General features: G+C 47.5%; 32 protein-coding genes. 31 read left to right on the forward strand and 1 reads right to left on the reverse strand.

Translation table 11 applies throughout. The annotated features are described in order from the left end of the window. Positions 1 to 1,191: an elongation factor Tu gene (tuf, locus tag SB752_RS29800; RefSeq protein ID WP_289141683.1), complete on the forward strand. Its 1,191-nt coding sequence runs from the start codon at positions 1 to 3 to the stop codon at positions 1,189 to 1,191. A 168-nt stretch (positions 1,192 to 1,359) separates the two neighbouring features. After that, positions 1,360 to 2,295, forward strand: a complete 936-nt coding sequence (locus SB752_RS29805) for a DMT family transporter (RefSeq protein ID WP_410719075.1) — start codon at positions 1,360 to 1,362, stop codon at positions 2,293 to 2,295. A gap of 8 nt (positions 2,296 to 2,303) precedes the next feature. On the opposite strand, the gene SB752_RS29810 is transcribed toward SB752_RS29805, so the two are convergent. Then, positions 2,304 to 2,702: a globin domain-containing protein gene (locus tag SB752_RS29810; RefSeq protein WP_410719076.1), complete on the reverse strand. Its 399-nt coding sequence runs from the start codon at positions 2,700 to 2,702 to the stop codon at positions 2,304 to 2,306. A 356-nt stretch (positions 2,703 to 3,058) separates the two neighbouring features. Here SB752_RS29810 and rpsJ point away from each other — a divergent pair, with 356 nt between their 5' ends. From rpsJ to SB752_RS29955, 29 genes are all read left to right on the forward strand, one after another. After that, a complete protein-coding gene (gene rpsJ, locus SB752_RS29815) occupies positions 3,059 to 3,367 on the forward strand; it encodes a 30S ribosomal protein S10 (protein ID WP_003333796.1) in 309 nt (102 codons plus the stop codon). A 147-nt stretch (positions 3,368 to 3,514) separates the two neighbouring features. Beyond that, positions 3,515 to 4,144 (forward strand): 50S ribosomal protein L3, encoded by a 630-nt coding sequence (gene rplC, locus SB752_RS29820; RefSeq protein ID WP_410719077.1) that lies wholly within the window; start codon positions 3,515 to 3,517, stop codon positions 4,142 to 4,144. A gap of 20 nt (positions 4,145 to 4,164) precedes the next feature. Continuing rightward, positions 4,165 to 4,788, forward strand: a complete 624-nt coding sequence (rplD, locus tag SB752_RS29825; RefSeq protein WP_410719078.1) for a 50S ribosomal protein L4 — start codon at positions 4,165 to 4,167, stop codon at positions 4,786 to 4,788. After that, positions 4,788 to 5,078: a 50S ribosomal protein L23 gene (rplW, locus tag SB752_RS29830; protein WP_049742230.1), complete on the forward strand. Its 291-nt coding sequence runs from the start codon at positions 4,788 to 4,790 to the stop codon at positions 5,076 to 5,078. Before rplD ends, rplW begins: the two co-directional genes overlap by 1 nt. Positions 5,079 to 5,110: 32 nt before the next feature. Then, a complete protein-coding gene (gene rplB / locus SB752_RS29835) occupies positions 5,111 to 5,941 on the forward strand; it encodes a 50S ribosomal protein L2 (protein ID WP_410719079.1) in 831 nt (276 codons plus the stop codon). Positions 5,942 to 5,990: 49 nt separating this feature from the next. Further along, on the forward strand, positions 5,991 to 6,272 hold the full coding sequence (rpsS, locus tag SB752_RS29840) for a 30S ribosomal protein S19 (protein ID WP_007716246.1): 282 nt from the start codon (positions 5,991 to 5,993) through the stop codon (positions 6,270 to 6,272). Positions 6,273 to 6,301: 29 nt separating this feature from the next. Next, positions 6,302 to 6,634: a 50S ribosomal protein L22 gene (gene rplV, locus SB752_RS29845; RefSeq protein ID WP_023558735.1), complete on the forward strand. Its 333-nt coding sequence runs from the start codon at positions 6,302 to 6,304 to the stop codon at positions 6,632 to 6,634. Positions 6,635 to 6,647: 13 nt separating this feature from the next. After that, entirely contained in the window at positions 6,648 to 7,310 is a 663-nt protein-coding gene (gene rpsC, locus SB752_RS29850) for a 30S ribosomal protein S3 (protein WP_049742232.1), read from the forward strand. A 2-nt stretch (positions 7,311 to 7,312) separates the two neighbouring features. After that, complete coding sequence (gene rplP / locus SB752_RS29855) at positions 7,313 to 7,747, forward strand: 50S ribosomal protein L16 (RefSeq protein ID WP_049742233.1); 435 nt, start codon at positions 7,313 to 7,315, stop codon at positions 7,745 to 7,747. After that, positions 7,737 to 7,934, forward strand: coding sequence for a 50S ribosomal protein L29 (gene rpmC, locus SB752_RS29860; RefSeq protein ID WP_049742234.1), 198 nt, complete (start codon positions 7,737 to 7,739; stop codon positions 7,932 to 7,934). Before rplP ends, rpmC begins: the two co-directional genes overlap by 11 nt. Before the next feature lie 22 nt (positions 7,935 to 7,956). Then, positions 7,957 to 8,223 carry a 30S ribosomal protein S17 gene (gene rpsQ / locus SB752_RS29865; RefSeq protein ID WP_049742235.1) on the forward strand — a complete coding sequence of 89 codons (267 nt, stop codon included), beginning with the start codon at positions 7,957 to 7,959 and terminating at the stop codon, positions 8,221 to 8,223. A 41-nt stretch (positions 8,224 to 8,264) separates the two neighbouring features. After that, the gene (gene rplN / locus SB752_RS29870) at positions 8,265 to 8,633 is read left to right on the forward strand and encodes a 50S ribosomal protein L14 (RefSeq protein WP_005828835.1); all 369 of its coding nucleotides are present in this window, start codon (positions 8,265 to 8,267) and stop codon (positions 8,631 to 8,633) included. 49 nt (positions 8,634 to 8,682) lie between these two features. Then, the gene (gene rplX, locus SB752_RS29875) at positions 8,683 to 8,997 is read left to right on the forward strand and encodes a 50S ribosomal protein L24 (RefSeq protein ID WP_007716253.1); all 315 of its coding nucleotides are present in this window, start codon (positions 8,683 to 8,685) and stop codon (positions 8,995 to 8,997) included. A 26-nt stretch (positions 8,998 to 9,023) separates the two neighbouring features. Next, positions 9,024 to 9,566, forward strand: a complete 543-nt coding sequence (gene rplE / locus SB752_RS29880) for a 50S ribosomal protein L5 (protein ID WP_103110182.1) — start codon at positions 9,024 to 9,026, stop codon at positions 9,564 to 9,566. 24 nt (positions 9,567 to 9,590) lie between these two features. Further along, positions 9,591 to 9,776, forward strand: coding sequence for a type Z 30S ribosomal protein S14 (locus SB752_RS29885; protein WP_005828830.1), 186 nt, complete (start codon positions 9,591 to 9,593; stop codon positions 9,774 to 9,776). Between the two features lie 27 nt (positions 9,777 to 9,803). Next, entirely contained in the window at positions 9,804 to 10,202 is a 399-nt protein-coding gene (gene rpsH / locus SB752_RS29890; RefSeq protein WP_410719080.1) for a 30S ribosomal protein S8, read from the forward strand. A gap of 35 nt (positions 10,203 to 10,237) precedes the next feature. Continuing rightward, the gene (gene rplF, locus SB752_RS29895) at positions 10,238 to 10,774 is read left to right on the forward strand and encodes a 50S ribosomal protein L6 (RefSeq protein ID WP_410719081.1); all 537 of its coding nucleotides are present in this window, start codon (positions 10,238 to 10,240) and stop codon (positions 10,772 to 10,774) included. 32 nt (positions 10,775 to 10,806) lie between these two features. Then, positions 10,807 to 11,169 carry a 50S ribosomal protein L18 gene (gene rplR / locus SB752_RS29900; protein WP_047074697.1) on the forward strand — a complete coding sequence of 121 codons (363 nt, stop codon included), beginning with the start codon at positions 10,807 to 10,809 and terminating at the stop codon, positions 11,167 to 11,169. Positions 11,170 to 11,187: 18 nt separating this feature from the next. Beyond that, positions 11,188 to 11,685, forward strand: coding sequence for a 30S ribosomal protein S5 (gene rpsE / locus SB752_RS29905; RefSeq protein ID WP_103110179.1), 498 nt, complete (start codon positions 11,188 to 11,190; stop codon positions 11,683 to 11,685). A gap of 16 nt (positions 11,686 to 11,701) precedes the next feature. Beyond that, a complete protein-coding gene (gene rpmD / locus SB752_RS29910) occupies positions 11,702 to 11,887 on the forward strand; it encodes a 50S ribosomal protein L30 (RefSeq protein ID WP_103110178.1) in 186 nt (61 codons plus the stop codon). A 33-nt stretch (positions 11,888 to 11,920) separates the two neighbouring features. Beyond that, entirely contained in the window at positions 11,921 to 12,361 is a 441-nt protein-coding gene (gene rplO / locus SB752_RS29915) for a 50S ribosomal protein L15 (protein WP_289141698.1), read from the forward strand. Next, the gene (secY, locus tag SB752_RS29920) at positions 12,361 to 13,656 is read left to right on the forward strand and encodes a preprotein translocase subunit SecY (RefSeq protein WP_289141699.1); all 1,296 of its coding nucleotides are present in this window, start codon (positions 12,361 to 12,363) and stop codon (positions 13,654 to 13,656) included. The genes rplO and secY overlap by 1 nt, the downstream gene beginning before the upstream one ends. 60 nt (positions 13,657 to 13,716) lie before the next feature. After that, positions 13,717 to 14,361 carry an adenylate kinase gene (locus tag SB752_RS29925; RefSeq protein WP_103110175.1) on the forward strand — a complete coding sequence of 215 codons (645 nt, stop codon included), beginning with the start codon at positions 13,717 to 13,719 and terminating at the stop codon, positions 14,359 to 14,361. Between the two features lie 6 nt (positions 14,362 to 14,367). Continuing rightward, on the forward strand, positions 14,368 to 15,114 hold the full coding sequence (map, locus tag SB752_RS29930) for a type I methionyl aminopeptidase (protein ID WP_410719082.1): 747 nt from the start codon (positions 14,368 to 14,370) through the stop codon (positions 15,112 to 15,114). 118 nt (positions 15,115 to 15,232) lie between these two features. Beyond that, the gene (gene infA / locus SB752_RS29935; protein WP_023558720.1) at positions 15,233 to 15,451 is read left to right on the forward strand and encodes a translation initiation factor IF-1; all 219 of its coding nucleotides are present in this window, start codon (positions 15,233 to 15,235) and stop codon (positions 15,449 to 15,451) included. 34 nt (positions 15,452 to 15,485) lie between these two features. Further along, complete coding sequence (gene rpmJ, locus SB752_RS29940; protein ID WP_003333770.1) at positions 15,486 to 15,599, forward strand: 50S ribosomal protein L36; 114 nt, start codon at positions 15,486 to 15,488, stop codon at positions 15,597 to 15,599. 21 nt (positions 15,600 to 15,620) lie between these two features. Beyond that, the gene (rpsM, locus tag SB752_RS29945) at positions 15,621 to 15,989 is read left to right on the forward strand and encodes a 30S ribosomal protein S13 (RefSeq protein ID WP_049742247.1); all 369 of its coding nucleotides are present in this window, start codon (positions 15,621 to 15,623) and stop codon (positions 15,987 to 15,989) included. A gap of 16 nt (positions 15,990 to 16,005) precedes the next feature. Beyond that, positions 16,006 to 16,407: a 30S ribosomal protein S11 gene (gene rpsK, locus SB752_RS29950; RefSeq protein WP_410719083.1), complete on the forward strand. Its 402-nt coding sequence runs from the start codon at positions 16,006 to 16,008 to the stop codon at positions 16,405 to 16,407. Between the two features lie 156 nt (positions 16,408 to 16,563). Then, on the forward strand, positions 16,564 to 17,508 hold the full coding sequence (locus SB752_RS29955) for a DNA-directed RNA polymerase subunit alpha (RefSeq protein WP_376900296.1): 945 nt from the start codon (positions 16,564 to 16,566) through the stop codon (positions 17,506 to 17,508). The last annotated feature ends 41 nt before the right edge of the window (positions 17,509 to 17,549 follow it).

The raw sequence follows: 17,549 nt of genomic DNA on the forward strand, positions 1-17,549 counted from the left end.
ATGGCAAAAGCGAAATTTGAGCGTAATAAACCACACGTTAACATCGGTACTATTGGTCACGTTGACCATGGTAAAACTACTCTGACTGCTGCTATCACAACTGTTTTGGCACAATCAGGTAAAGCACAAGCAATGAACTATGCTGCGATTGACGCTGCTCCAGAAGAAAAAGAGCGCGGTATCACAATCAACACAGCACACGTTGAGTACGAAACTGAAAACCGTCACTATGCTCACGTTGACTGCCCTGGTCACGCTGACTACGTGAAAAACATGATTACTGGTGCTGCTCAAATGGACGGAGCAATCCTGGTTGTATCCGCAGCTGATGGCCCTATGCCACAAACTCGCGAGCACATCCTGCTCTCCAAACAAGTAGGCGTACCTTACATCGTAGTATTCATGAACAAATGCGACATGGTAGACGATGAAGAGTTGTTGGAACTCGTTGAAATGGAAATCCGTGACCTGCTGTCCCAATACGACTTCCCAGGTGACGACACTCCAGTAATCAAAGGTTCTGCTAAAGAAGCTTTGGATAACCCAACTGGTGACTGGGCTAAGAAAATCGCTGAGTTGATGGACGCTGTTGACAGCTACATCCCAACTCCTGAGCGTGCAACTGACAAGCCTTTCCTGATGCCTGTAGAGGATGTTTTCACAATTACTGGTCGTGGTACTGTAGCTACTGGTCGCGTAGAGCGCGGTGTAGTTAAAGTTGGTGACCAAGTAGAAATCATCGGTCTGGCTGAAGAAACTAAAAACACAACTGTAACTGGCGTTGAGATGTTCCGCAAATTGCTGGATTCCGCTCAAGCTGGTGACAACATCGGTGCTCTGTTGCGCGGTGTAGACCGTAACGACATCGAGCGCGGACAATGCTTGGCGAAACCAGGTTCCGTTAAGCCTTACACTAAGTTCAAAGCAGAAGTTTACGTTCTGTCCAAAGAAGAGGGCGGACGTCACACTCCTTTCTTTGCTAACTACCGTCCACAATTCTACTTCCGTACAACTGACGTTACAGGTATCATCCAACTGCCAGAAGGCGTTGAAATGATCATGCCTGGCGACAACACTGAGTTCACTGTTGAACTGATCGCTCCAGTAGCGATGGAACAAGGTACTCGCTTCGCTATCCGCGAAGGTGGCCGTACAGTAGGCGCTGGCGTTGTAGCTTCCATCGAATCCTAATCGATTCTGATACATGTATAAAACCCGACAGCATTATGTTGTCGGGTTTTTCTATTTTCATAGCACTGGTCATCGATTTTATGAATGGCTCCCATCAAAATGATTCAACAAGCGTTTCCTGCCGATATGCTACAATACCATCAGGATTGGATGGGGGATACTATAAAAATGAAAAGTAATGAACGTTTACTGTACTTGATGTTAGCAGGAGTTATTACGCTGTGGGGTTTGAATGTCGTCATGGTTAAATATCTCACCGTATTTCCTCCTATATATGTAGCCGTAATCAGAATGACCGTTGCGGGTCTTTGTCTAGCACCTATTGTGTATATATACCGGAAGAATTTGAAGTTTAGAAAAATGGATTGGCTGCTGCTAGCAGGTGTAGGGGCGAGCTCAATCGCGCTTCATCAAATCACACTGGCTACGGGAGTCCAGTACACAACGGCTGGCAATGCATCACTCATTTTAGCGTTGAATCCATTGGCAACAGCATTGCTTGCGATGATGCTGCTTGGTGAAGGCATGTCGTGGAGAAAAGGTCTAGGAATTGGAATCGGATTTGCTGGTGTATTGATCGTTGTCATTTCTCAGCATGGAAGTATTCACATGAATGGCTGGGGAGATGCGATCATGTTTTTCTCCATGCTCATGTATGTAACAGGTGGGTTGCTCGTACGGAAGCTGGTGGTGCGCGGCGTACCTGTTCTATTAATTACAGCTTTATCGCAAATGTTTGGGCTCATCTTTCTATGGGGAACGGCACTCTCCATGAATCCGATCAGCTACTATACAGGACTGGATGTATCGGCCCTTCAGTGGGGCGTTATATTCGTGTCGGGTGCACTTTCGACAGCACTTGGTTCAGTCGGTTGGAATTATGGAATTCGTCAATTAGGGGCAAGTAGAACGGCAGTATTTTTAAATGGAATGCCGATGGCCAGTTTGCTGTTTGCGGCATTATTTCTGGGGGAGCCACTTCAGTTTGTTCATCTACTCGCATTGGTAATGATCGTAGGAGGCGTATACTTGGGCTCGCGTACGTTGCCAAAGAAACTCCAGACAAATACTGCAGTAGCTCCAGAGGTAACAACAAAAGCGTAGGGAGATCCCTACGCTTCTTCTGTTTGCTCCCATTGATTGACCATATGATGCGCGGTAAGTCGCAGGCGATCAAATATTTGGTGACGCAGCTCTCCGTGAAGCCCTGTTTGATCCATGGCTTCCTTCATACATGCTAGCCAAGCTTCCGCCTGTACAACACCAATAGGAAATCGCATATGTCGTGCACGAAGCATGGGATGACCATGCTGATCGGTGTACAAAGTAGGGCCGCCGAGAAACTGTGTTAAAAACTGATATTGTCGCTCTTTCACCTCAGTGAAATCTTCGGGGAAAAGAGGTGCGAGATCTGGGTGCTTTGCTACCAAATCATAAAAATTATCGACAAGACGGGCTAATGTATCAGCTCCGCCAATCATTTCATAGGGAGTGTGAATTGCTTCGGACATCACGTCTAGCCTCCTTTAAGGGGATGTTCCATTCTTAGTATAGCGTGTTTCCTCTATTATATATAGAAGTTAGATGCAGCTGGCAGGGAATCCCGCTTGCCTTTCAGTGGGGAAATCAGTATCATAGGCAAAGTGAGCCTATGGATTTGGCTTGCTTGTACAAAAAATATGTGGGTACCTAAAGAAATGACTTGCGTTGCCCAGATTTATTTAGTACAATATTGAATGTTGGTCATGGACTTGCGATGATGTGGGAGGTTGCTGACACACCCGGGCCCTTTGCCATGACCGGGGTGCAGGATATTTCCACGGAGAAATGTCTGTTTAGAAAAATGGGCGAAAAAGGAGGGACTTAAATGGCAAAGCAAAAGATTCGTATTCGTTTGAAGGCGTATGATCACAAAATCCTCGATCAGTCCGCAGAAAAAATTGTAGAGACTGCTAAGCGTTCCGGAGCAAATGTGTCCGGTCCAATCCCGCTTCCTACGGAGAAAGCAGTTTACACGATCCTGCGTGCGGTTCATAAGTACAAAGATTCTCGTGAGCAATTCGAGATGCGTACACATAAACGTTTGATCGACATCTTGAATCCAACACCACAAACAGTAGATGCTCTGATGCGTCTGGATCTGCCGTCTGGTGTGGATATCGAGATCAAGCTGTAAGGTCCCAAAAAGCGATACACGCGCAGACGTTGTCTTGATAAGCGTGTTATACCAAGCGTCAAACCCTTAAATGGCACCCCTGCGCATCGATGGGGACTTGATACAACATAAAATGTTTTACTGAAATAAGCACAGGAGGTGGCACTAATGACCAAAGGAATCTTAGGGAAAAAACTTGGAATGACTCAAGTTTTTGGTCCGAACGGAACAGCGATTGCTGTAACGGTCATCGAGGCTGGTTCTAACGTAGTTCTCCAAAAGAAAGACGTGGAGAATGACGGTTACGAAGCAATCCAAATTGGCTTCGAAGACAAAAAAGAGCAGCGCGCTAACAAGCCGGAAAAAGGCCATGCAGCAAAAGCTAACACTGCTCCTAAGCGCTTCGTTCGCGAAATTCGCGGAGTAAACCTCGCTGACTTTGAGGTTGGTCAAGAGTTGAAGGCTGACATTTTTGCCGAGGGAGATATCGTTGACGTTGCTGGCGTATCCAAAGGTAAAGGATTCGCAGGTTCTATCAAACGTCACAATCAATCTCGTGGTCCAATGGCTCACGGTTCGCGCTACCATCGCGGCCCGGGTTCTCTGGGTGCAGTTGATCCAGGACGCGTATTCAAAGGCCAAAGCCTGCCAGGTCAAATGGGTGGCGACAACGTTACTATCCAAAACCTGGAAGTAGTGAAAGTAGTGGCAGAACGTAACCTGATTCTCGTTAAAGGCTCCGTGCCTGGTCCGAAAAACGGTTGCGTACTCGTTTCCACGGCAGTCAAGAAGAACTAGTAAGGAAAGGAGGAACTGACATGCCGAAAGTAGCTCTTTATAACCAAACCGGTTCTCAAGTTGGAGACATCGAATTGGCAGATAGCGTATTTGGGATTGAACCTAACAACGCTGCTCTGTACGATGCGATCGTGATGCAACAAGCATCCCAACGTCAAGGTACACATGACGTAAAGAACCGTTCTGAAGTACGTGGTGGTGGCCGCAAGCCATGGCGCCAAAAAGGTACAGGTCGTGCACGCCAAGGTTCCATTCGCTCTCCGCAATGGAAAGGTGGCGGTGTTGTATTCGGTCCAACACCTCGCAAATATGGTTACAAACTGAACCGTAAAGTTCGTCGTCTGGCACTGAAATCAGCACTCTCTACCAAAGTACAAAACAATGAACTTTTGGTACTGGAAGCCCTGAACATCACGGCTCCAAAAACAAAAGAAATGACAGCTGTTCTGAGCAGCTTCAAAGCAGATCGCAAAGTTCTGATCGTTACCTCCGAGTATGATCAAAACGTAGCGCTCTCTTCCCGCAACATCCCAGGCGCTAAAATCGTAGATGCAGCAGGCATTAACGTTCTGGACCTGGTAGCGCATGACAAAGTAATCGTGACGAAAGAAGCGATTGCGAAAGTAGAGGAGGTGCTCGCATAATGAAGAGCCTTCATGATGTCCTTAAACGCCCTGTCATTACCGAGCGCACCACTGATATGATGGCTGAGAAGAAGTACGTTTTCGAAGTGCCTCTCAAAGCCAACAAGACAGAAATCAAACAAGCTGTTGAAAAAGTATTTGGCGTAAAAGTAGAAGCAGTTAACACTGTTCGTGTTCCTGCTAAACCAAAACGCTACGGAAAATACTCCGGTTACACATCCGAGTGGAAGAAAGCGATCGTTAAGCTGACTGATGACAGCAAAGACCTGGCCTTCTACGAGGGAGTATAACCTCGACGACTACCGAAAAGGAGGGTATTAACATGGGTATCAAAAAGTTTAAACCGACTTCTCCTGGTCGTCGCCAAATGACGGTTTCTACTTTCGAGGAGATCACCACGTCGACTCCCGAAAAATCCTTGCTGGCGCCTCTTAGCAAAAATGCTGGTCGCAACAACCAAGGTAGAATCACCGTTCGTCATCAAGGTGGCGGTCATAAACGTAAATATCGTATTATCGACTTCAAACGTAACAAAGATGGTATCATTGGTCGCGTAGCAACCATTGAGTACGATCCAAACCGTTCCGCTAACATCGCGCTGATCAACTATGCAGACGGTGAAAAGCGTTACATCATCGCTCCACAAAACCTGAAAGTGGGCGACCAGATCGTATCCGGAGCAGATGCCGACATCAAAATCGGTAATGCACTGCCACTGGAGAAAATCCCGGTAGGTACAACCATCCACAACATCGAGCTGAAACCTGGTAAAGGTGGCCAACTGGTTCGTGCAGCTGGTACTTCCGCTCAATTGCTTGGTCGCGATGGCGAGTTCGTAATTGTACGTCTTTCTTCTGGTGAAACACGTCGCATTCATAACGTATGCCGTGCTACCATCGGTCAAGTAGGAAACCAAGATCACGAATTGCTGAACATTGGTAAAGCAGGACGTTCCCGCTGGTTGGGTGTTCGCCCGACTGTTCGTGGTAGCGTAATGAACCCTAATGATCACCCACACGGTGGTGGTGAAGGTCGCGCTCCAATCGGTCGCAAGGCACCAGTTACTCCTTGGGGTAAACCTACATTGGGTCTCAAGACTCGCAAGAAAAAGAATAAGTCCGACCAGTACATCATCCGCCGCCGCAAGAAGTAAGGCAGGCTGATACTATAACCGAACGCCTTTGGCGAAGGGAGGTTCACTAATGGGACGTAGCTTAAAAAAGGGTCCTTTCGTGGATGACCACTTGATGAAAAAAGTTGACGAGCAAAATGAAAAGAACGAGAAGCGAGTGATCAAAACTTGGTCTCGCCGTTCCACCATTTTTCCTGATTTCGTAGGACACACGTTTGCAGTTTACGATGGCCGCAAACATGTACCAGTATACGTATCGGAAGACATGGTTGGTCATAAATTGGGTGAATTCGCACCAACTCGTACCTTCAAGGGTCACGTCGACAACGACAAGAAATCCAAGAAGCGCTAATTTTCTCTTGACAGAGAGGAGGTACAAAGATGGAAGCAAAAGCAGTTGCTCGGAATATCCGCATCGCGTCTCGTAAAGTTCGCCTCGTGGTTGACTTGATTCGCGGTAAGCAAGTAGGTGAAGCATTGGCGATCTTGAAACACACGCCTAAAGCAGCTTCTCCAGTTGTTGAAAAACTCCTGAAGTCGGCTATTGCAAACGCTGAGCACAACTATGAGCTGGATCCAAACAGCCTGGTAGTGAGCAAAATCTTCGTAGACCAAGGTCCAACGTTGAAGCGTTTCCGCCCGCGCGCTATGGGTCGCGCTAGCCGTATCCATAAACGCACGAGCCACATCACCGTGGTACTAAACGAGAAATAAGGAGGGATTACGTGTGGGTCAAAAGGTAAGCCCGGTAGGTCTTCGGATCGGTGTCATTCGTGACTGGGAGTCCAAGTGGTACGCTGACAAGGACTTCGCAACTCTGTTGCACGAAGACTTGAAAATCCGCAAGTATGTAAAAGGGCGTCTGAAAGATGCTGCTGTATCTACTATCGAAATCGAACGCGCAGCTAATCGCGTGAACGTAACGATTCACACCGCTAAGCCTGGTATGGTAATTGGTAAAGGTGGAGCTGAGGTTGAAACTCTGCGTAAAGCCTTGACTGAACTGACTGGCAAACGCGTTCATATCAATATCAACGAAGTAAAACGTCCGGATCTGGATGCTACTCTGGTAGCTGAAAACATTGCACGCCAATTGGAAAACCGCATTTCTTTCCGCCGTGCGCAAAAGCAATCGATCACTCGTTCGCTGCGCTCTGGTGCTAAAGGTATCAAAACCTTGGTAAGCGGTCGTCTTGGCGGCGCGGACATCGCACGTTCTGAAGGCTACAGCGAAGGAACTGTTCCGCTGCATACACTCCGTGCTGATATCGACTACGGTACTGCTGAAGCACATACCACTTATGGTCGCATCGGTGTAAAAGTGTGGATCTATCGTGGAGAAGTCCTTCCAGCGAGAAAGAACGTCGCTACTGAGGAAGGAGGCAAGTAATCATGTTGACGCCAAAACGCGTGAAACACCGTAAACAACACCGCGGGAAAATGGCCGGTAACGCAAAAGGCGGTACCACTGTTGCGTTCGGTGAATACGGATTGCAAGCAGTAGAACCATCTTGGGTAACGAACCGTCAAATCGAGGCAGCTCGTATTGCGATGACTCGTTACATTAAACGTGGTGGTAAAGTTTGGATTAAAATTTTCCCAGATAAACCAGTAACACAAAAACCGCTCGAAGTACGGATGGGTTCCGGTAAAGGTTCTCCTGAGAAATGGGTAGCGGTAGTGAAACCAGGCAAGATCATGTTTGAACTTGCTGGCGTACCTGAAGAAGTCGCTCGCGAAGCTATGCGTCTGGCTATGCACAAACTGCCTATCAAGTGCAAGTTCGTGAAGCGTGAAGAAGTGGGTGGTGACGCACATGAAGGCTAATGAGTATCTTAACTTGACCACTGCCGAGATCGAACAAAACGTCGCTTCTTTGAAAGAAGAGTTGTTCAACCTTCGTTTCCAGTTGGCTACCGGTCAACTCGAAACCACATCTCGCATTAAACAAGTGCGTAAGGATATCGCACGTGCGAAAACCATCCTGCGCCAGAGAGAATTGGGAATCGGTTAATTAAAGGAAGGAGGTTTGAACGATGACCGCAGATCGCAATATGCGTCGAACCGTTGTAGGTCGCGTCGTTTCCGACAAGATGGATAAAACCATTTCGGTTCTTGTTGAAACTTACAAGACACACACTTTGTACGGCAAACGCGTGAAGTACTCCAAAAAGTTCAAGGCTCACGACGAGAACAACACGGCAAAAGTGGGCGACATCGTAGAAATTATGGAAACTCGTCCATTGTCGAAAGACAAACGTTTCCGTTTGGTACGTATCGTCGAAGAGGCAGTAATCGTATAAGTCAGATTTTCGGATATCAATTCCGAAAGGAGGAACAGTAAATGATCCAAACTCAGACGAGATTGGCTGTTGCTGACAACTCCGGTGCTAAGGAACTCATGTGCATCAAGGTTCTGGGTGGTTCCGGTCGCAAAACGGCGAACATCGGTGATGTTATTGTGTGCTCCGTTAAATCCGCTACACCCGGCGGCGTTGTCAAGAAAGGTCAAGTAGTTAAAGCGGTTGTAGTTCGCACAGTAAGCGGCGTACGTCGTCAGGATGGTTCTTACATCCGTTTCGATGAAAATGCAGCTGTAGTTATCAAAGAAGATAAGTCCCCTCGTGGAACGCGTATCTTTGGACCTGTGGCTCGTGAGCTCCGCGATAAGGATTTCATGAAGATCATCTCTTTGGCTCCAGAGGTTATCTAATTGAACGGCAAAACTCAGGCAGTTTGTTCGATAGGAGGTGCACCAAGCGATGCACGTTAAAAAAGGCGACACTGTTATCGTAAATGCGGGTAAAGATAAAGGCAAAAAAGGTCGCGTTCTCGCTGCTTATCCGAAGAAAGAACGCGTTCTGGTTGAAGGTATCAACCTCGTGAAGAAACATAGCCGTCCGTCTCAAGCTAACCCGCAAGGTGGCATTGTGACTCAAGAAGCAGCTATCCACGTATCTAACGTATCTTTGATCGATCCGAAGTCCGGAAAAGCAACTCGCATCGGTTACAAGGTTTTGGATAACGGCAAGAAAGTTCGGTATGCGAAAAAGTCTGGCGAAGTACTCGACAAGTAGTCAGGTTGGAAAGGAGGATATCCTAGATGGCAACAAGATTGAAAGAAAAGTATTCGAATGAAATCGTGCCTGGCTTGATGAGCAAGTTTAACTACTCTTCCATCATGCAAGTGCCGAAAGTAGAAAAGATCATCATCAACATGGGTGTTGGCGAAGCGGTTGCTAATGCTAAAGCCTTGGATACTGCAGTTGAAGACTTGGCGTTGATCGCTGGTCAAAAGCCTGTAGTAACTCGCGCAAAGAAATCTATCGCTGGTTTCAAATTGCGTGAAGGTATGCCGATCGGTGCGAAGATTACTCTGCGCGGCGAGCGTATGTACCACTTCCTCGACAAGTTGATGAACGTATCTCTTCCGCGTGTTCGTGACTTCCGTGGAATCTCTTCCAAGGCGTTTGACGGTCGCGGTAACTACACACTTGGTCTGAAGGAACAACTGATCTTCCCTGAGATCGAGTACGATAAAATTGACAAAGTACGCGGTATGGACATCGTTATCGTCACTTCCGCAAAAACGGATGAGGAAGCTCGCGAGCTCTTGACTCAAATGGGTATGCCATTCCGTAAATAAACCCACTCGTAAGGAGGGAAGAATGTGGCAAAGAAATCAATGATCATCAAGCAACAGCGGCAGCCGAAGTTTGCAGTACGCGCGTACACTCGTTGCGAGCGTTGCGGACGTCCTCACTCCGTATTGCGTAAATTTAAACTCTGCCGTATTTGCTTCCGTGAACTTGCTTATAAAGGTCAAATTCCAGGCGTGAAAAAAGCAAGCTGGTAATTTGAAACGGGAAGGAGGTTTTCTCTCATGGTTATGACTGATCCAATCGCTGATATGTTGACTCGCATTCGTAACGCCAACATGGTTCGCCACGAGAAAGTGGAGATCCCGGCGTCCACCATCAAGAAGGAAATCGCGCGCATTCTGAAAGAAGAAGGCTTCATCCGCGACGCGGAGTTTGTTGAAGACAACAAACAAGGCATCATCCGTGTATTCCTGAAATATGGTGCGAACAACGAGCGTGTAATCACAGGTCTGAAACGTATCTCCAAGCCTGGTCTTCGTGTATATGCAAAAAGCACTGAAGTACCTAAGGTATTGGGTGGTCTCGGTTGCGCGATCATCTCTACATCCACTGGTGTAATGACTGACAAGCAAGCTCGTCAAGCAACTGTCGGTGGAGAAGTACTTGCATATATTTGGTAAACTAGCAGATAGAAAAAGCACAGGAGGTGCACCACATGTCTCGTGTCGGTAGAAAACCGATCGTGGTACCTGCAGGCGTTACCCTCACTCTTAACGGAACAGAGCTGACGGTAAAGGGCCCTAAGGGTCAACTCGTTCGTAGCTTCCATGAAGATATCAAAATTAACATCGCTGAAAACGAAGTAGTAGTAGAGCGTCCAAGCGATAATAAACTTCACCGTTCCTTGCATGGTACGACTCGTGCGCTTGTTGCCAACATGGTAAACGGCGTATCCGAAGGCTTCACTCGTACCCTGGAACTGGTCGGTGTAGGTTACCGTGCTGCCAAAACTGGCAACGGAATTACTCTCTCTCTTGGTTTCTCCCACCCAGTGGAAGTTACTCCAGAAGAGGGTATCGAAATCGACGTACCAAACCAAACCACGCTGGTTGTTAAAGGTATCAACAAAGAGCGCGTAGGCCAAATTGCTGCTGAAATCCGTGCACTTCGTAAACCTGAGCCTTACAAAGGTAAAGGTATCAAGTACAGTGATGAAGTGGTTCGTCGTAAAGAAGGTAAAAAAGGTAAATAAGCTTCTAGCTTCATGAGAAAGGAGGCCGCTTAATGTTTACGAAAGCTGATAAAAACAAAGCTCGGAAAAAACGTCACCTGCGTATTCGCAAACGCGTGATTGGTTCTACCATTCGTCCGCGTCTGAACGTGTTCCGTTCTTCTAAGCACATCTACGCTCAACTGATTGACGATGCGACTGGCGTAACACTGGTATCTGCATCTTCATTGGATAAAGAGCTGGGCCTGAAAAATGGCGCTAACGTGGAAGCTGCTACAGCTGTTGGCACACTGATCGCTAAGCGTGCACAAGAAAAAGGTGCGACTGAAGTGATTTTTGACCGCGGTGGTTACATCTATCATGGACGTATTAAAGCACTGGCAGAAGCAGCTCGTGAAGCTGGTCTGCAATTCTAACAACAAGGAGGGAAAGGAATGCGTATCGACCCTAGCAAATTAGAGCTCGAAGAAAAAGTAGTCGCAGTTAACCGTGTAGCTAAGACGGTTAAAGGTGGACGTCGCATGAGCTTCAGCGCCTTGGTTGTTGTGGGTGACCGTAACGGCCACGTAGGTGCTGGTATGGGTAAAGCTCAAGAAGTTCCAGACGCTATTCGTAAAGCGATTGACGACGCTAAGAAAAAATTGATCCGTGTACCGATGAGAGGAACTACTGTTCCGCACGAAGTAATGTGCCAATTCGGTGCAGGTAAAGTTCTCCTGAAGCCTGCTTCTGCGGGTACAGGTGTTATCGCCGGTGGACCTGTTCGTGCCGTTCTCGAACTGGCTGGTGTAGGCGATATCTTGAGTAAGTCTCTTGGTTCCAACAATCCTATCAACATGGTCAACGCTACGCTGGAAGGCCTCGGCCGTCTGAAAACAGCGGAAGATGTCGCGAAGTTGCGCGGTAAGACTGTTGACGAGTTGTTGGGTTAATAAGGAGGGAATGAACATGGCAAAATTGCAAATCACCCTCAAACGTAGCTTGATTGGGCGCACTGTCGATCAACAAGACACTGTAAAAGCTCTGGGTCTTCGCAAATTGAACTCTACCGTAGTGAAAGAAGATAACGCTGCGATCCGTGGTATGGTTTTCAAAGTGAAGCACTTGGTTGAAGTGAAAGAAGTAGAAGCATAATCACACATCTCAATTAGTTAGGAGGTGCAACGTATGAAATTGCATGAACTGCAACCTGCAGAAGGATCCCGTCACACTCGTAAGCGCCTCGGTCGCGGTATCGGTAGCGGAACTGGCAAAACTGCCGGTAAAGGTCACAAAGGTCAAAAAGCTCGTTCCGGCGGCGGTGTACGTCCTGGATTCGAGGGTGGTCAAAACCCATTGTACCGTCGTCTGCCTAAGCGCGGTTTCACTAACATTAGCCGCAAAGAATTTGCGCTTGTGAGCCTAGACGCGCTGAACCGTTTCGAAGAGGGTACTGTAGTAACACCTGAGCTGTTGAAAGAAACTGGTGTTATCAGTGCGCTGCGCGACGGTGTTAAGGTTCTGGCTAACGGTGAACTGACAGTGAAGCTGACTGTAAAAGCTCACAAGTTCTCCGGAGCTGCTGCTGAGAAGATCGCACAAGTCGGTGGAACAACCGAGGTGATCTAATGTTAGCGTCCTTAACTAACATTTTTAGGATTGGCGATTTGCGTCGTAAGATCCTCTTTACACTCATGATGCTAGTGGTATTTAGGATCGGAAGCTTTGTGCCAGTTCCTAACGTAAATGTCGAGTTGTTTCAGCAGAACACAAGCCACTTGCTGGGATTGTTGAACACCTTCTCTGGAGGTGCACTGCATAACTACTCGATTTTTGCCATGGGAATCATGCCTTACATCACGGCTTCGATTATCATGCAGCTGATGTCGATGGATGTCGTTCCAAAGCTTACGCAATGGGCACGTGAAGGAGAGGTTGGCCGTCGCAAGATCGCTACGGTTACACGCTACTTTACGATTATCCTTGGCTTGATTCAGTCTGTAGGGATGACGATCGGTTTCAACAATATCGCACCTGGCTTGCTCAATGATACGTCTGTGGGCAGTTATGCACTGATTGCGTTGACACTGACCGCAGGAACCGCGTTTATGATGTGGATGGGTGAGCAGATTACTGAAAAAGGTATCGGTAACGGGATTTCGATCCTGATCGTTGCGGGTATCGTCGCTAACATTCCAAGCGGAATTACGACGATCTACACCACACAATTTGCTGATCCTTCTCAGAACGTCTTTTTCAGCATCGTCAAAGTTGTGATCATCCTGCTGGTGATCCTCGCCATTATTGTCGGGGTTATCTTTATGCAGCAAGGTATTCGTAAAATTCCAGTTCAATATGCTAAACGAGTGGTTGGACGTAAAATGTACGGTGGTCAATCTACCCACATTCCACTGAAAATCAACTCAGCTGGTGTTATTCCTGTTATCTTTGCGATCTCGCTCGTAATTTTCCCGTCAACAATTGCACAGTTCTGGGTGGATCAATCCAGAACGGGTATTGCCAACTGGATTTATGAAAACTTCCAGCCGAGTGCAGGTTTGGGCATGCTGCTTTACGCAGTGCTGATTATCGGCTTTACCTACTTCTACACCTTTGTACAGATCAATCCTGTACAAATGGCGGAGAACATGAGGAAAAATGGCGGTTACATTCCTGGTATTCGACCTGGTAAAAACACTGAGGTGTACATTACTCGTACGTTGAACCGCTTAACATTGGCTGGTGCTTTGTTCCTGATGGCTATCTCCATCTTGCCGTTCTTCTTCAGCAAGTTGGCTAATTTGCCTCAGCAGATTTACATCGGTGGTACGTCGCTGTTGATCGTTATCGGGGTTGCACTTGATACGATGAAGCAGATTGAAAGCCAGATGATCAAACGCCATTACCAAGGGTTCATCAAGTAATACCTAGGTTTTTACAGAAAAGCCTCTGTAGCTTTTCTTTATGGGACGGAGGGAATGAACGTGAATATAATCTTGATGGGACTGCCTGGAGCCGGTAAAGGGACTCAGGCAGAACGAATCGTAGAAGAGTTTAACATTCCGCACATTTCGACTGGCGATATGTTCCGAGCGGCGGTCAAAAATGAAACGCCGCTCGGACTAGAAGCAAAGTCCTATATGGATAAAGGCTTGCTGGTTCCAGATGAGGTTGTCATCGGGATTGTGCGGGAACGCCTGTCAATGGACGATTGCGCTAACGGATTCCTGTTAGATGGTTTCCCGCGCACTGTTCCTCAGGCGGAAGCGTTGACAGCTACTGTAAAAGAGCTGGGACGCGAGATTAACCATGTGATTAACATCAACGTTCGTCGTGAACAACTGATTGAACGTCTGACCGGTCGCTGGATTTGCCCTGTATGTGGAGCTAGCTATCACACGATGTTCAATCCTCCTAAAGAGGTTGGCGTTTGTGACAAAGATGGTGGTAAGCTGTATCAGCGTGAGGATGACAAGCCGGAAGTGGTAGCACAACGACTTGACGTCAACATTGCTCAGACACAACCACTCATCGATTACTACTCCGCTCAGGAACTCCTGCGAGATATCAATGGGGAACAAGATATCCAGGTAGTGTTTGCGGAAATTAAGTCTTTGCTAAGAGGGTAATTGCGAATGATTATCCTAAAGTCGAAAGCAGAACTTGAGGTTATGCGCGAAGCTGGTCGTATCGTCGCACTCACCCATCAAGAACTGGCTAAGGCAATTAAGCCTGGTGTCACGACAAAGCAGCTAGACGAAATAGCCGAGACCTTTATCCGTAGCATGGGAGCAATTCCATCATTCAAAGGCTACGGTGGCTTTCCAGGAAGTATCTGTGCTTCAGTCAATGAAGAACTCGTACACGGGATCCCAGGACAGAGGGCGTTGCAAGAGGGAGACATCATTAGTCTAGACATCGGTGCCCAGTTTCAGGGTTACCACGGCGACTCCGCTTGGACGTACCCCGTCGGTAAGATTTCCACTGAAAATCAGAATCTATTGCGAGTAACGGAAGAGTCGTTGTTCAAGGGGCTTGAAAAAGCGATGCCAGGTGCACGACTGTCTGATATCTCACATGCGATTCAGATTCATGCGGAAGCTGCCGGTTTCACACTCGTTCGCGAGTATGTGGGGCATGGGATTGGGCAAAACTTGCACGAAGATCCGCAGGTTCCTAACTACGGCCCTCCTGATCGAGGTCCACGGTTAAAACCAGGCATGGTGTTGGCAGTTGAGCCAATGGTAAATGCCGGCGAACGTTATGTCCGCACATTGGAGGACAATTGGACGGTAGTAACATTGGATCGGAAAACTTGTGCTCATTTTGAACACACCATCGCGATTACGGAAGATGGCTATGAGATTTTCACACGGATATAAAGCGGTAGTTCCGAATGATTTCGGGATTGTCGTCCAACGTGTCGACGATAAGTTCGTTGTGTGATCATTTCGCAAAACTCATGGTCCGACTGAAGAGCAGAAGAAAGGAGAGTTTACCATGGCAAAAGATGATGTAATTGAGGTGGAAGGAACGGTAATCGAGCCTTTGCCGAATGCTATGTTTCGGGTAGAATTAGAGAATGGACATAAGATCCTTGCTCACGTCTCTGGAAAAATCCGTATGCACTTTATCCGTATCCTGCCGGGGGATAAAGTAACCGTTGAACTGTCGCCATACGACTTGACCCGCGGTCGTATTACTTACCGCTATAAATAGTTAGTAAAACCCCTAGAAAAGGGAGGCAAGAACCATGAAAGTGAGACCTTCGGTTAAGCCGATCTGCGAGAAATGCAAGGTTATCCGTCGTAAAGGTAACGTAATGGTTATTTGTGAAAATCCGAAGCATAAGCAAAAACAAGGGTAAACAAGGAGGTGCTTTTTACACATGGCACGTATTGCTGGCGTTGACTTGCCACGCGAAAAACGCGTTGAAGTCGCTCTTACCTACATCTTTGGTATTGGCCGCCCCACGTCTCAAAAAATTCTGTCTGCCACTGGCGTAGATGCGAACACTCGTGTTCGTGATCTGACAGAAGACGAAGTTGGAAAACTGCGTGAGTACATCGACAAAACGGTTAAGGTGGAAGGCGATCTCCGTCGTGAGATTTCTTTGAACATCAAACGTTTGATGGAAATCGGTTGCTTCCGTGGCATCCGTCATCGTCGTGGACTCCCTGTTCGCGGTCAACGTTCTAAAACGAATGCTCGTACGCGCAAAGGTCCACGCCGTACAGTAGCAAACAAGAAGAAGTAAAGGAGGGTAATCTGACATGGCGAAAAGAAAACAGGCTACAGCAACTCGTACCCGTCGTCGTGATCGCAAAAATGTTGAAGTCGGCGTAGCACATATCCGTTCTACTTTCAACAACACGATCGTAACTATCACAGATCCACACGGTAACGCGATCTCTTGGTCCAGTGCTGGTTCCCTCGGTTTCAAGGGCTCCCGTAAAAGCACTCCATTTGCTGCGCAAATGGCTGCTGAAGCGGCTGCACGTGTTGCTATGGAACATGGCATGCGTTCTCTTGAAGTATCAGTTAAAGGCCCAGGTGCTGGTCGCGAAGCAGCGATCCGTTCCCTGCAAGCTACTGGTCTTGAAGTGAACTTGATTAAAGACGTGACGCCAATTCCGCACAACGGTTGCCGTCCACCAAAACGTCGCCGCGTGTAACTGGTTTATATCGTTCAGAACATGTCCATACTAGAATGGTAAATTCTGATTTATAGCTTGTCATGCACGCAAACGGTAAACCGCCGGGGAAATTCCTGAGTGGGCACGTATGCGGCCCACCCAAGGATTTCGACGTTTTGAAGGAGGGTTTGTTTAATGATAGAAATAGAAAAACCAAAAATCGAGGTTGTGGAAGTTAGCGACGACAACTCGTATGGAAAGTTTGTTGTAGAACCTCTAGAGCGCGGATATGGAACTACCCTTGGCAACTCGCTGAGACGAATTCTTCTTTCGTCCTTGCCAGGCGCGGCAGTTCGTACCGTTCAAATCGATGGGGTTCTTCACGAGTTCTCTACGATTGAAGGCGTCGTTGAAGATGTAACCGAGATCATCCTGAACATCAAAGGCTTGGCGCTGAAGATCCATTCCGATGAAGAAAAAGTAATCGAGATCGATGCAGAAGGCGAAGGCGTTGTCAAAGCGGGAGATATCCGTGCTGACAGTGATGTGGAGGTCTTAAACCCTGATCTTCATATTGCAACGTTGGCCAATGGCGGTCGTCTGCATATCCGCATGACAGCTGGACGTGGTCGTGGTTATGTTCAATCAGACGGAAACAAATCGGAGGATCTACCTATTGGTGTGATTCCGATTGATTCGATCTACACGCCGATCAAGCGCGTTAACTATCAAGTGGAAAATACCCGTGTAGGGCAAATGACCAACTATGATAAGTTGACTCTTGAGGTTTGGGCTAACGGTAGTATCAGTCCGGAAGAAGCCGTAAGTCTCGGCGCTAAAATCATGACGGAGCACCTGAACCTGTTTGTCGGTTTGACCGATGAGGCGAAAGATGCAGAAATCATGGTGGAAAAGGAAGAAGACAAGAAAGAGAAAGTCTTGGAGATGACTATCGAAGAGCTCGATCTTTCTGTCCGTTCCTACAACTGCTTGAAGCGTGCCGGTATCAACACCGTGCAAGAGCTGACGCAGAAGACCGAAGAGGACATGATGAAAGTGCGTAACCTGGGACGCAAATCTCTGGAAGAAGTACAAGAAAAGTTGGCTGAACTGGGCTTGTCCCTGCGCAGCGACGACTAGAGAAGCAAACCGATAGCACGTTTTTGTTCTCTCGAGTAAGA

It is taken from the genome of Brevibacillus sp. SIMBA_040 (assembly GCF_046535075.1).
Classification (GTDB): Bacteria; Bacillota; Bacilli; order Brevibacillales; family Brevibacillaceae; genus Brevibacillus.

Excerpts from the sequence above, each read along its gene's own strand:
- rplP (WP_049742233.1), top strand. The coding sequence starts at position 7,313 with ATGTTGACGCCAAAACGCGTGAAACACCGTAAACAACACCGCGGGAAA.
- rpsE (WP_103110179.1), top strand. The coding sequence starts at position 11,188 with ATGCGTATCGACCCTAGCAAATTAGAGCTCGAAGAAAAAGTAGTCGCA.
- rplB (WP_410719079.1), top strand. The coding sequence starts at position 5,111 with ATGGGTATCAAAAAGTTTAAACCGACTTCTCCTGGTCGTCGCCAAATG.
- rplD (WP_410719078.1), top strand. The coding sequence starts at position 4,165 with ATGCCGAAAGTAGCTCTTTATAACCAAACCGGTTCTCAAGTTGGAGAC.
- SB752_RS29810 (WP_410719076.1), bottom strand. The coding sequence starts at position 2,702 with ATGTCCGAAGCAATTCACACTCCCTATGAAATGATTGGCGGAGCTGAT.
- SB752_RS29955 (WP_376900296.1), top strand. The coding sequence starts at position 16,564 with ATGATAGAAATAGAAAAACCAAAAATCGAGGTTGTGGAAGTTAGCGAC.
- rplE (WP_103110182.1), top strand. The coding sequence starts at position 9,024 with ATGGCAACAAGATTGAAAGAAAAGTATTCGAATGAAATCGTGCCTGGC.
- SB752_RS29805 (WP_410719075.1), top strand. The coding sequence starts at position 1,360 with ATGAAAAGTAATGAACGTTTACTGTACTTGATGTTAGCAGGAGTTATT.
- rpmD (WP_103110178.1), top strand. The coding sequence starts at position 11,702 with ATGGCAAAATTGCAAATCACCCTCAAACGTAGCTTGATTGGGCGCACT.
- rplC (WP_410719077.1), top strand. The coding sequence starts at position 3,515 with ATGACCAAAGGAATCTTAGGGAAAAAACTTGGAATGACTCAAGTTTTT.
- rpsM (WP_049742247.1), top strand. The coding sequence starts at position 15,621 with ATGGCACGTATTGCTGGCGTTGACTTGCCACGCGAAAAACGCGTTGAA.
- rplN (WP_005828835.1), top strand. The coding sequence starts at position 8,265 with ATGATCCAAACTCAGACGAGATTGGCTGTTGCTGACAACTCCGGTGCT.
- rplR (WP_047074697.1), top strand. The coding sequence starts at position 10,807 with ATGTTTACGAAAGCTGATAAAAACAAAGCTCGGAAAAAACGTCACCTG.
- rpsQ (WP_049742235.1), top strand. The coding sequence starts at position 7,957 with ATGACCGCAGATCGCAATATGCGTCGAACCGTTGTAGGTCGCGTCGTT.
- rplO (WP_289141698.1), top strand. The coding sequence starts at position 11,921 with ATGAAATTGCATGAACTGCAACCTGCAGAAGGATCCCGTCACACTCGT.
- rpsH (WP_410719080.1), top strand. The coding sequence starts at position 9,804 with ATGGTTATGACTGATCCAATCGCTGATATGTTGACTCGCATTCGTAAC.
- infA (WP_023558720.1), top strand. The coding sequence starts at position 15,233 with ATGGCAAAAGATGATGTAATTGAGGTGGAAGGAACGGTAATCGAGCCT.
- rplV (WP_023558735.1), top strand. The coding sequence starts at position 6,302 with ATGGAAGCAAAAGCAGTTGCTCGGAATATCCGCATCGCGTCTCGTAAA.
- rplF (WP_410719081.1), top strand. The coding sequence starts at position 10,238 with ATGTCTCGTGTCGGTAGAAAACCGATCGTGGTACCTGCAGGCGTTACC.
- rpsK (WP_410719083.1), top strand. The coding sequence starts at position 16,006 with ATGGCGAAAAGAAAACAGGCTACAGCAACTCGTACCCGTCGTCGTGAT.
- tuf (WP_289141683.1), top strand. The coding sequence starts at position 1 with ATGGCAAAAGCGAAATTTGAGCGTAATAAACCACACGTTAACATCGGT.
- rplW (WP_049742230.1), top strand. The coding sequence starts at position 4,788 with ATGAAGAGCCTTCATGATGTCCTTAAACGCCCTGTCATTACCGAGCGC.
- rpmJ (WP_003333770.1), top strand. The coding sequence starts at position 15,486 with ATGAAAGTGAGACCTTCGGTTAAGCCGATCTGCGAGAAATGCAAGGTT.
- rpsJ (WP_003333796.1), top strand. The coding sequence starts at position 3,059 with ATGGCAAAGCAAAAGATTCGTATTCGTTTGAAGGCGTATGATCACAAA.
- secY (WP_289141699.1), top strand. The coding sequence starts at position 12,361 with ATGTTAGCGTCCTTAACTAACATTTTTAGGATTGGCGATTTGCGTCGT.
- rpmC (WP_049742234.1), top strand. The coding sequence starts at position 7,737 with ATGAAGGCTAATGAGTATCTTAACTTGACCACTGCCGAGATCGAACAA.
- rpsS (WP_007716246.1), top strand. The coding sequence starts at position 5,991 with ATGGGACGTAGCTTAAAAAAGGGTCCTTTCGTGGATGACCACTTGATG.
- rplX (WP_007716253.1), top strand. The coding sequence starts at position 8,683 with ATGCACGTTAAAAAAGGCGACACTGTTATCGTAAATGCGGGTAAAGAT.
- map (WP_410719082.1), top strand. The coding sequence starts at position 14,368 with ATGATTATCCTAAAGTCGAAAGCAGAACTTGAGGTTATGCGCGAAGCT.